14 protein-coding genes are annotated in these 8,958 nt (G+C 39.5%); 10 read left to right on the top strand and 4 right to left on the bottom strand.

Features of this window, described 5'->3' with window-relative positions:
* The 4 genes from U0M88_RS09640 to U0M88_RS09625 form a co-directional block, all read left to right on the top strand.
* On the top strand, positions 1-469 hold a 469-nt coding region (locus tag U0M88_RS09640), incomplete at its 5' end, for a hypothetical protein (RefSeq protein ID WP_331869676.1).
* Complete coding sequence (locus tag U0M88_RS09635; protein WP_331869675.1) at positions 469-999, top strand: DnaD domain-containing protein; 531 nt, start codon at positions 469-471, stop codon at positions 997-999. The genes U0M88_RS09640 and U0M88_RS09635, both read left to right, overlap by 1 nt.
* The gene (gene nth / locus U0M88_RS09630; RefSeq protein WP_331869674.1) at positions 996-1,643 is read left to right on the top strand and encodes an endonuclease III; all 648 of its coding nucleotides are present in this window, start codon (positions 996-998) and stop codon (positions 1,641-1,643) included. Before U0M88_RS09635 ends, nth begins: the two co-directional genes overlap by 4 nt.
* 8 nt (positions 1,644-1,651) lie before the next feature.
* On the top strand, positions 1,652-1,969 hold the full coding sequence (locus tag U0M88_RS09625; RefSeq protein ID WP_331869673.1) for a thioredoxin family protein: 318 nt from the start codon (positions 1,652-1,654) through the stop codon (positions 1,967-1,969).
* A 31-nt stretch (positions 1,970-2,000) separates the two neighbouring features.
* Here the strand turns inward: U0M88_RS09625 and U0M88_RS09620 are convergent, their stop codons facing one another.
* From U0M88_RS09620 to U0M88_RS09610, 3 genes are all read right to left on the bottom strand, one after another.
* The gene (locus U0M88_RS09620) at positions 2,001-2,570 is read right to left on the bottom strand and encodes a xanthine phosphoribosyltransferase (protein WP_331869672.1); all 570 of its coding nucleotides are present in this window, start codon (positions 2,568-2,570) and stop codon (positions 2,001-2,003) included.
* Positions 2,545-3,747, bottom strand: a complete 1,203-nt coding sequence (locus U0M88_RS09615; RefSeq protein WP_331869671.1) for a hemolysin family protein — start codon at positions 3,745-3,747, stop codon at positions 2,545-2,547. The genes U0M88_RS09620 and U0M88_RS09615 overlap by 26 nt, the downstream gene beginning before the upstream one ends.
* A 129-nt stretch (positions 3,748-3,876) precedes the next feature.
* Positions 3,877-4,302, bottom strand: coding sequence for a CBS domain-containing protein (locus U0M88_RS09610; protein ID WP_331869670.1), 426 nt, complete (start codon positions 4,300-4,302; stop codon positions 3,877-3,879).
* Positions 4,303-4,482: 180 nt separating this feature from the next.
* On the opposite strand from U0M88_RS09610, the gene U0M88_RS09605 reads away from it, so the two are divergent.
* The 6 genes from U0M88_RS09605 (at position 4,483) to U0M88_RS09580 (ending at position 8,331) form a co-directional block, all read left to right on the top strand.
* Positions 4,483-4,839 carry a GntR family transcriptional regulator gene (locus U0M88_RS09605; RefSeq protein WP_331869669.1) on the top strand — a complete coding sequence of 119 codons (357 nt, stop codon included), beginning with the start codon at positions 4,483-4,485 and terminating at the stop codon, positions 4,837-4,839.
* Positions 4,840-4,843: 4 nt separating this feature from the next.
* Positions 4,844-5,539 carry an ABC transporter ATP-binding protein gene (locus U0M88_RS09600; protein WP_331869668.1) on the top strand — a complete coding sequence of 232 codons (696 nt, stop codon included), beginning with the start codon at positions 4,844-4,846 and terminating at the stop codon, positions 5,537-5,539.
* Entirely contained in the window at positions 5,533-6,348 is an 816-nt protein-coding gene (locus U0M88_RS09595) for a hypothetical protein (protein ID WP_331869667.1), read from the top strand. Before U0M88_RS09600 ends, U0M88_RS09595 begins: the two co-directional genes overlap by 7 nt.
* A gap of 101 nt (positions 6,349-6,449) precedes the next feature.
* Positions 6,450-7,196, top strand: a complete 747-nt coding sequence (gene gpmA, locus U0M88_RS09590; RefSeq protein ID WP_331869666.1) for a 2,3-diphosphoglycerate-dependent phosphoglycerate mutase — start codon at positions 6,450-6,452, stop codon at positions 7,194-7,196.
* A 138-nt stretch (positions 7,197-7,334) separates the two neighbouring features.
* Positions 7,335-7,811, top strand: coding sequence for a hypothetical protein (locus U0M88_RS09585; protein WP_331869665.1), 477 nt, complete (start codon positions 7,335-7,337; stop codon positions 7,809-7,811).
* Between the two features lie 307 nt (positions 7,812-8,118).
* Positions 8,119-8,331, top strand: a complete 213-nt coding sequence (locus U0M88_RS09580) for a hypothetical protein (protein ID WP_331869664.1) — start codon at positions 8,119-8,121, stop codon at positions 8,329-8,331.
* A 56-nt stretch (positions 8,332-8,387) separates the two neighbouring features.
* Here the strand turns inward: U0M88_RS09580 and U0M88_RS09575 are convergent.
* Positions 8,388-8,958, bottom strand: a 571-nt coding sequence (locus tag U0M88_RS09575; protein WP_442902248.1) for an endonuclease/exonuclease/phosphatase family protein, incomplete at its 5' end; no start/stop codon positions are given.

Genomic DNA, 8,958 nt, shown 5'->3' with positions numbered 1-8,958 from the left:
GGGGGATCTTATGGCAAAAAAACACAGACATTACGGTAAACGCTTTACGATCCTGCTGGCAGCGCTTTTTGTGATTTTCTTTTTGGTCTTATGGTCTTTGTTTATCAGCGGACCAAATCGGATTTATGAAGAAACCACAAACAAAACAATAAATACGATAGAAAAAGAGGTCGAGAATATAGAAGGTTTGACATCGCATCAGTTTGATTATTTGACCTATCAGGGATATACGGAAGAAACGCTTTATTGGTTTGATGCGACAGGAAAAGAAATCACTACCCGAGATATCGGAACTTTGGATTATGATAAAGCTCGAAAAACGGCACAGGATTCTTATGGCATAGAGGCCGATAGTGTGCAACTGGGGTATGGGTATGACAACCCTGTCTATGAGATACGAGGTTCCGGCAAGCTTTTATTGTTGGATTATGATACACTGGTTCGAGTCTATGAAAGAGAGGCACGATAATGGATTGGACATCTCCTTATGTGGATCACAAGGTATGGATCTTAGATCATCTGGAATCTTTACATCTGGAGCCTAAAGAGGCTTTGGCTTTATTGTTGATCGATTATTATAACGATATGCATAAAACGATACATCATGAAATGATTGCCCAGAAGCTGCATATTGATGTAGAAGAAGTGGAAAATCTTTTTGTGACCTTGGCCGACAAAGGTTATTTGAATATCACCTATCAACAAGGTGGATTGCAATTTGATATTGAAGGTGTGTATTCACAGGAACAAAAGAAAGTGCAGGGATCGCATCGTTCATTGATCGAAGAATTCGAAGCAGAGTTTAAACGTACGTTAAGCTCTATGGAAATGGAAAGAATCTTACAGCTGGCATCTTATTATGATGAGCGTATGGTCATTTGTGCATTAAATGAAGCGGCTGTATATGAAAAAAGAAATTTAAATTATATTGAAAGCATATTGGTATCCTGGAAAGAAAAGGGACTCAGTGTAGAAGATGTGGAGAGTGGTAAGCGATGAATGCCAATGAAATACTGGATGAAATCGAAAAAAATTTTCCCAATGCGAAGTGTGAACTGCATCATGAAAGTCCATTTCAGCTTTTAGTGGCCGTTGTACTGAGTGCACAAACGACCGATGAATCGGTCAATAAAGTCACACCGGCGCTTTTTGAAGCCTATCCGACCAGTAAAGAAATGGCCAGGGCCAGCATCAGCAATATTGAACCTTATATTCGTCGCATTGGACTTTACCGAAATAAAGCTCGTTCCATATCTGCTTTAAGCAAAGATCTGGAAGCTAAATTCGATGGTATTGTGCCAAGCTCTTATAAAGATTTAATGTCTTTGGCCGGGGTGGGAAGAAAGACGGCCAATGTGGTACGCAGCGTGGCTTTTGATATTCCCAGCTTTGCGGTCGATACGCATGTCGATCGAGTATCCAAGCGATTAGGGCTTGCCAAGCCTTATGATTCTGTGGAAAAAGTGGAAGAGAAGCTGAAAAGAAAAATTGATCGGGATCGCTGGAATCAGGGGCATCATGATTTTATCTTTTTTGGGCGTTATTTGTGTACGGCACGCCATCCACAGTGTCAAAAATGTCCATTTATCTCTTTTTGCAGGAAAGACAAATTAGAAGCCTATAAACAAAAGAATGCGAAGTGAAAACTCGAATGATCGACTTAAAGAGTGTTGAAGAATTCGATTCTTTACGAAAGAATGAAAATGGTCTATTTGTTCTTGTGGGATCTCTTAGTTGTTTGCCGTGTCAGGCGTTGAAGGTTCGCATCGAACAATGGTTGATAAAACATCCGGATGTAAAAGGAATTTATATTTCACGGGATCGGTTTCTGGAACTGACAGCTCAAAATAATATCTTCTCGGTTCCTACGGTTGTATTCTATAGGCGAGGGAAAGAACAATTTCGTCAGAGTGGTTATTTTAGTTTAGACCATATATTGGAGAAAGCGGAAACCATACTACAAATGTAAAAGGTCAGGCCAGCCTGACCTTTTCTCAACTTTATTGAGCCCAAACGACCTTATTATCTTTCATTTCCTGAATACGAGCCAGTGAATAGATATCATAGCCTTTTTCTTCAATGAGCCCTCTTCCTTTCTGGAAGCTTTTTTCAATCACGATGCCGATTCCTTCGATTTTAGCATTACATTGATGAACCAAATCTTCTGCCGAAATAAAGGCTTGTCCATTTGCCAGAAAATCGTCGATGAATAAAACAGAGTCTTCCGAATTCAGACAATTGCGCTCCATACAAAGCGTATATTTTCGATTTTTGGTAAAGGAGAAAGCTTCTGTATAAACCGGATCTTTCATTGTGCTGGGTTCACTCTTTTTCAAAAAGATGACAGGCAGGTTCATTTTCAAACCGGCAAATACAGCAGGAGCGATACCGCTGGATTCGATTGTAACGATCTTTGTGAAATGCTTATCTTTAAAGTAATTGGCAAATTCGATTCCGATTTGTTCCATTAAGGCACAATCGATTTGGTGATTCAAAAAAGAATCGACCTTTAAAATAGAATCATTAATAATTTCTCCACGTTTTTCAATCGCTTCCTGTAACAGTTTCATCCTTATTTTCCTCCTCGTTTTGTATAACGTTGACTATGGTTTCCATCACCCTGTGATTTTTCATTTCTTTAACAGTGACATCCATATGATCAAAGTGGATATCAAATTGTTCGCCATCATCCGGTACAGAACCATAACTGCTTAATAAGTAGCCGCCAAAGGTGTCATAGTCTTGCACAGGCAATGAAATATTCAGCGCTTCTTGCACATCTTCCAGGCTGGCGGAACCATATATACGGAAAGTGTTTTGATCCAGCTTTTGAATTTCCTCCGGTTCCTCTTCGTCCTCTTCTTCGTACATTTCACCAAGAATGGTTTCCACAATATCATGAAGGGTCACAATACCTGACATGCCTCCATATTCATCGATGACGATCGCAAAATAGTATTTGCGTTTTTTCATTTCCATAAAACAATCATCGGCTTTGGTGTTTTCTAATACGAACAAAGGCTTATCTACGGCATGGGCTAAAATATAATCTTGATTTTGTGCATCCGTACGGAAGTAGTCTCTGGTATCTAAAACACCGACAACATCGTCTTCATCTTCCTGGCAGATGGGATAAAAAGTGTGACGGTTATCGTGAATCACTTGTTTCCATTTATCCATATCATCTTCCAAATACAGACAGATTACTTCACTTCGATGCGTACATATTTCTTCCACGCTGGTATCATCGAACTCGAAGAGATTGTCAAACAACTCTTTTTGTGGTTCTTCTATATGCCCGGACTCCTGGGAGGTCTGAATCATCTCACGAATGTCTTCTTCGGTAACTTCTTCACTTTCGTTTAATACCGGAATGCGGACAAAAAAAGTAAGAGGTGTGCATAAGATTTGAAACAGTGTGGTCAATGGTTTTAAACGACGCGCCAGCTGTTTTTCTTTTTTTACGCCAAAGCCTTTGCATAAACGATGCACGATGATAAAAGAATACGTACACCAGACTAACAGCACACCATACATCAAATAATCATTTGTGAAATAAGGCTGAAGCTCTGCTTGTAACAGAAGGGTGTATCCGCATAAAAGGAATCCAATCAAAAACTGTATGGTGACTAACTGGGGTACTTTTTTTCTCTTTTCGGAAACCTTGATCAAACTCAATGTACCTTGCCAAAGGGACAAAAAGCCTAACAAAAGAAGATAAATCAGCGTATAGATCAAGACTTTCATAGCTGACTTTCCTCATGATTTTGTATATAGCGGGGGTGCCCGTCATCAGATTTCATATTGATATCGCTCCTTTTGATTTGAAACCATCATACACTATTTTCAGACAAGTGAAAAGAGCACGTCGTGCTCTTAGTTGGTTGATTCTTCCTGTAGCTCCTGTTTTAAAAGCGGAAACACTTTCTTTTGTGTTTTCATCAAATATTTTAATATATTGCTTCGAGTGACGATACCGATAAAAATATTACGATCATCTACAATAGGAACAAAGTTTTGTTTCAGGGATTGGGCAAACAATTCATCCAGGGTTGCATCGATCATCATCGGAGGCGTAAAGTCATTACGAATCAAATCTTTGATCGGTGTGTCGCGTAACTCCTCATAGCTTGTATCTGGATGATCGATAAAATACCACAGGAAATCACCTTCATTGATCGTTCCCACGTATTCTCCATGGGTGTTAATGACCGGCATTGCGGTAAAGCCGTGCTTACGCATTAAACGCAAGCCTTCCTCCAGGCTTAAATGATCATAAAAGAAGATCACATCTTTTTTCATTGTGAGGAAAAAGAAGACATTTTCTTGCATATAATTCTAACCACCTTACGAATTCAATCCTAACAGAGAATTATAGAAATTCAATCAGTAAATAATGTGAAATTTCTGTGTTGACAAAGAAGGATGTGTTCTGTACTATTGTATTAGATAAATAGTACAATAGTACAAAGGAGGGTCTACGTGAGTATTTCGTTCTCAAATGAACGTCCCATCTATTTGCAGATTGTGGATCAGATCAAAATAAAGATCATTACTGGTGAATATAAGCCCGGTGATAAATTGCCTTCGATTCGCGAAATGGCAATGGAAATGCAGGTCAATCCCAATACGATGCAACGGGCCTATAGTTATTTGGAGATGGAAGGTCTTGTGCATTCGCAAAGAACCAGTGGGCGTTATGTGGATCCGGATCAGGAAAAGGTAAGGCAGTTGAAAAAAGAACTGGCCAAAACGCAGGTTCGGGATTTTCTGAAATCTATGCAGCAATTAGGTTTTGGCATGGATGAGATTATCGAAGTATTAGAAAGTATGAGGTAAAAAGATGAATATTATAGAGCTTGGGCAAGTCAGTAAATCTTTTGGCCCGGTCAAAGCTTTAGAGAAGATCAATTTAGCTTTAGAGTCGGGACGAATTATCGGCTTGCTTGGAACGAATGGAAGTGGTAAGAGCACGATGATCAAGCTGATCAATGATTTGTTGGTGCCGGATCAGGGAATCGTAAAGATCAATGGACAAAAGCCGGGTATTGAGACAAAGAAAATCATATCTTATCTTCCGGAAAGATCGTATCTGGATCCGAATATGAAAGTAGTGGAGATCTTGCGTTATTTTCAGGATTTCTATGCGGATTTTGATCGACAAAAAGCTGAAGATCTGTTGAAGGAATTTATGATTCCGGTAGAACGACGAATCAAAACGCTGTCAAAAGGAACAAGAGAAAAGGTTCAATTGATCTTAGTGATGTCCAGAAAGGCAAAGCTGTATATTTTGGATGAGCCAATGGCCGGTGTGGACCCGGCTGCCAGGGATCATATACTGGATACGATTTTATCCGGATATGATGAAGGGGCTACGATTTTGATTTCTACCCATTTGATTTCGGATGTGGAAAGAGTGCTGGATGAAGTGATTTTCCTGGATCATGGTCGTATAACACGTCATGAACAGGCTGACCAGCTGCGAATGCGTGAAGGAAAGTCGATCGATCAGATTTTCCGGGAGGATTTCAGATGTTAGGTCTTCGTTTAAAATATGATTTAAAAGCTTTGTTTAGAGTGACATGGCCTGTATATATCATTGCGATGGTATTGCCGATTGGTATTCGAATCTTCTATTGGATTCAAGATTGGCCGATTTTTGATACGGTACTATTTAAAGCGTTTTCCGGCTTTTATACCGTGATTTATGTAATGTCATTGTTTTGTCTGATTATTTGGCCTATCGTAGTTTGTGTTCGTGATTTTTTCAACAGCATGTTAAAGGATGAAGGCTATTTGACAAATACTTTACCAGTATCCAGAAACACATTGATCATCAGTAAAGAAATGGCTGGATTGGCCTTGTTTCTGATCTCTTTTGTGCTGTTTATACTTTCTATTTTGATTGTGATACCAACCTTTGACTTTATGGAATTAAAAGTGCTGTTGACAAGCTTTCACTGGACGTTTAGAAACGTGATCTTACTTGTATTATTGACTTTTCTATCGTTAGCTTCGGTTTATGGATCGATTACGATGTTTGTCTTGGCGATGATGTTAGGGCAAATGCATCGCAGCGCAAAAGGAATATTAAGTGTTGCCTACTATTTTTTGATCAGCTTTGGTCTGCAGGCTATAGCCTTTGTGTTTATGATGGCATTTGGCTTGGCGGCTGATACAGAAATCGGATGGCACCTGGGAAACTCTTTTGTGACATTTGCTACACGTCACGAATGGGAGACAGCAATGATCATCATGATTGGAGCAACACTATACAGTTTGGTCATTGGAATCATCTTCCATTCCATTAGTGTTTGGATTTCCAATCATAAATTGAATTTGGAATAAGAGCATGCGCCTGCATGCTTTTTTAAGCATCTTGCTTGGGTTATAAAGGCTAGTCATTTATACTGTAGTTAGCATTGTATAACTGAAGAGAGGTGTACTATATGAACTATAAACTTGTTTTGGTGCGTCATGGTGAAAGTGAATGGAATCAAAAGAATTTATTTACCGGATGGACGGACGTGGATCTATCGGAAAAAGGACACTTGGAAGCGATGCAAGGCGGAAAAGCGTTAAAAGAAGAAGGATTCAGTTTTGATGTGTGCTATACATCGGTTTTAAAAAGAGCCATTCATACGGCCAATCATGTGCTGGCACAACTGGATGAAGAATGGATTCCTGTGATTAAAAGTTATAAGCTGAATGAAAGACACTATGGTGCATTACAGGGGTTGAACAAAGCGGAAACAGCGGCAAAATATGGCGAAGAACAAGTCAAGATCTGGAGGCGTTCTTTTGATGTACGACCACCGGCACTGATGCCGGATGATGATCGAAATCCTGCACTTCAGAAGATGTATGCGAATATTGATTCTACAGAATTGCCACTAACAGAAAGCTTGAAGGATACGATTGCACGAGTTATTCCGTATTTTGAACAAGTGATCAAGAAAGATATACTTGCGAATAAAAACGTTTTGATCGCGGCACATGGTAATTCACTTCGTGCTTTGTTTAAATATTTAAATGATATTTCAGATGAAGCTATTATCAATGTGAATATTCCTACAGGTGTGCCGTTAGTGATGGAATTGAATGAGGATTTAAAAGCGATATCGCATCATTATTTGGGAGATCCAGAAAAAATTCAGGCTAAGATGGATGCAGTCAAGAATCAGGGGAAGAAATAAACCTGATTCTTTTTTAGATTATGGGGCATAGTTTTCTTTATCTGGGTATTAAGAACTGTTTTAAAAAAATTCAACTTTTTTCATAGTTTTATGAATTTTTATCGTAACTAATAGTAGGAAGGTTTCCAAATTCCATCTGTGTGTAACGAAAGAGAGGTGAAAAACGATGGAAGAAAGAAAAGCTTGGGAGCTTTGTTGAAGGATCCCCAACGATCCTATGATGCCCAGTGCAAGAAAATCCTGTCTCTGAAAAAGATCCTGGCCTATCTCTATAAAGAGTGCTTATCCGAATACAGGCATCTTCCCTTAAAGGAGATTTATGACCGGCTGGATATGGATCCAACATCGAATAAAATGGTCAGCCAAAATGTAGAGGATCTCAAGATACCTGACAGTAAGGTTTGCTATGACCTGCTGTTTAAGCTTGCTCATCCAAAGGATCCCAAAAGAAGGCTCTGGATCGATATGGAACCGCAGGGAATCGATCCGGGAAAGGATGCCCTGTATCATCGAGGGTTCTACTATGTCTGCCGACTGATCGACGGACAAAGAAATGATCCGCAGGGGTTTACAGGGGATGCATATGCGGATATGCACAAGGTGATTTCTTTTTGAATCTGTCTGAGACATGCGAAATACAAAGATAACAAACTCTACCGATATTATGTAGAGGAGAATCGGATAACGGGAAAGGGCGAAACAAAACGAAGAGGTAAAGATACAATGGAAGTCCTGATCCTGTATCCCCGGAGACGATATCGATACGATTTCTACTGAAGAGATCCTAAAGCGCCCCAGGGATGTGATGGAGTTCATACAGCTGATCTTTCTGTCAAACAGGAAGGCGGAGCAGATCCTGGAAATCCTAGAGAAGAAATATAATATACTATTAGAACAAGAGGAAGAGGAGGAGGTCAGGAAGATGTGTACATTTAGTGAGGCATTGATCGAGAAAGGCGAGCTGAGAGGTGAGGCCAAAGGTACGATCAAAGGTATTCTTCAAGGAAAAGCTGACAGTGTTTTACAACTGGTCAAAAATCATATTGCAACCAACATTGAGCAGGCAATGGATATGTTGTCAGTGGAGCCATCCTCAAGAGAGGATATTATGAAGATTTTGGAGAAAAAGGCATAGAAAAATTGAATTGAACACATTTTATAGAAGGAATCCGTAGACTCCTTCTATTTTTATCATATAAGTTTTATTCGCATAGAAACAGGTTGATGATCGGTGTATTCAAAACTAGTATCTATATTTTGAATGAATGTAACTTCTATATTATCGGATACGATAAAGCCATCGATCACATATACCTGAGAATCTTTTTGATAGACTTCATTAAGCAAACGACAGGTTGGTGCATTATCGGCATTGGAGAAGGTAAAGTGTTCAGGTAGGTCCTCCTGACGCATAATGCCGGGTACCCAGTTTTCCTTGTTTGTGATGGGATACGTGTCCATTCCTTCAAATGTCTGGTTAAAATCGCCACCGGCAATGACATAATTACCTTTTTCATATTCTTCCTGCAGCTTTTTCGCCAGCTTTTTACTCTGAGCAATTTTGCCTTCACCGCTGTCATAGGCTTCCAGATGGAAATTGATGATGACCAGTTCTTTATCTGTATTTTTAATCGGGATTCTTGTTTCTAACATACAGCGTTTTAAGTTACAAATTTTAGTAGGCCATGAAAAGGATTCCGGTAAAGAGATTCTGCTTGCCTGTGAAATCGAATAATTCGTCATGGTCAGGATACCGCTTTCT

The sequence above is a fragment of the Faecalicoccus sp. genome (assembly GCF_036552745.1).
In the GTDB taxonomy this organism is placed as follows: Bacteria; Bacillota_I; Bacilli_A; order Erysipelotrichales; family Erysipelotrichaceae; genus Faecalicoccus.
Note: the sequence above shows the minus strand (reverse complement) of the source record. Positions and strands in the feature narration are given on the sequence as shown.

Bases quoted from the DNA above. Each gene is read 5' to 3' on its own strand.
- U0M88_RS09610 (WP_331869670.1), bottom strand. From the start codon at position 4,302: ATGAAAAAAGATGTGATCTTCTTTTATGATCATTTAAGCCTGGAGGAA.
- gpmA (WP_331869666.1), top strand. From the start codon at position 6,450: ATGAACTATAAACTTGTTTTGGTGCGTCATGGTGAAAGTGAATGGAAT.
- U0M88_RS09625 (WP_331869673.1), top strand. From the start codon at position 1,652: ATGATCGACTTAAAGAGTGTTGAAGAATTCGATTCTTTACGAAAGAAT.
- U0M88_RS09620 (WP_331869672.1), bottom strand. From the start codon at position 2,570: ATGAAACTGTTACAGGAAGCGATTGAAAAACGTGGAGAAATTATTAAT.
- U0M88_RS09635 (WP_331869675.1), top strand. From the start codon at position 469: ATGGATTGGACATCTCCTTATGTGGATCACAAGGTATGGATCTTAGAT.
- U0M88_RS09600 (WP_331869668.1), top strand. From the start codon at position 4,844: ATGAATATTATAGAGCTTGGGCAAGTCAGTAAATCTTTTGGCCCGGTC.
- U0M88_RS09615 (WP_331869671.1), bottom strand. From the start codon at position 3,747: ATGAAAGTCTTGATCTATACGCTGATTTATCTTCTTTTGTTAGGCTTT.
- nth (WP_331869674.1), top strand. From the start codon at position 996: ATGAATGCCAATGAAATACTGGATGAAATCGAAAAAAATTTTCCCAAT.
- U0M88_RS09595 (WP_331869667.1), top strand. From the start codon at position 5,533: ATGTTAGGTCTTCGTTTAAAATATGATTTAAAAGCTTTGTTTAGAGTG.
- U0M88_RS09580 (WP_331869664.1), top strand. From the start codon at position 8,119: ATGTGTACATTTAGTGAGGCATTGATCGAGAAAGGCGAGCTGAGAGGT.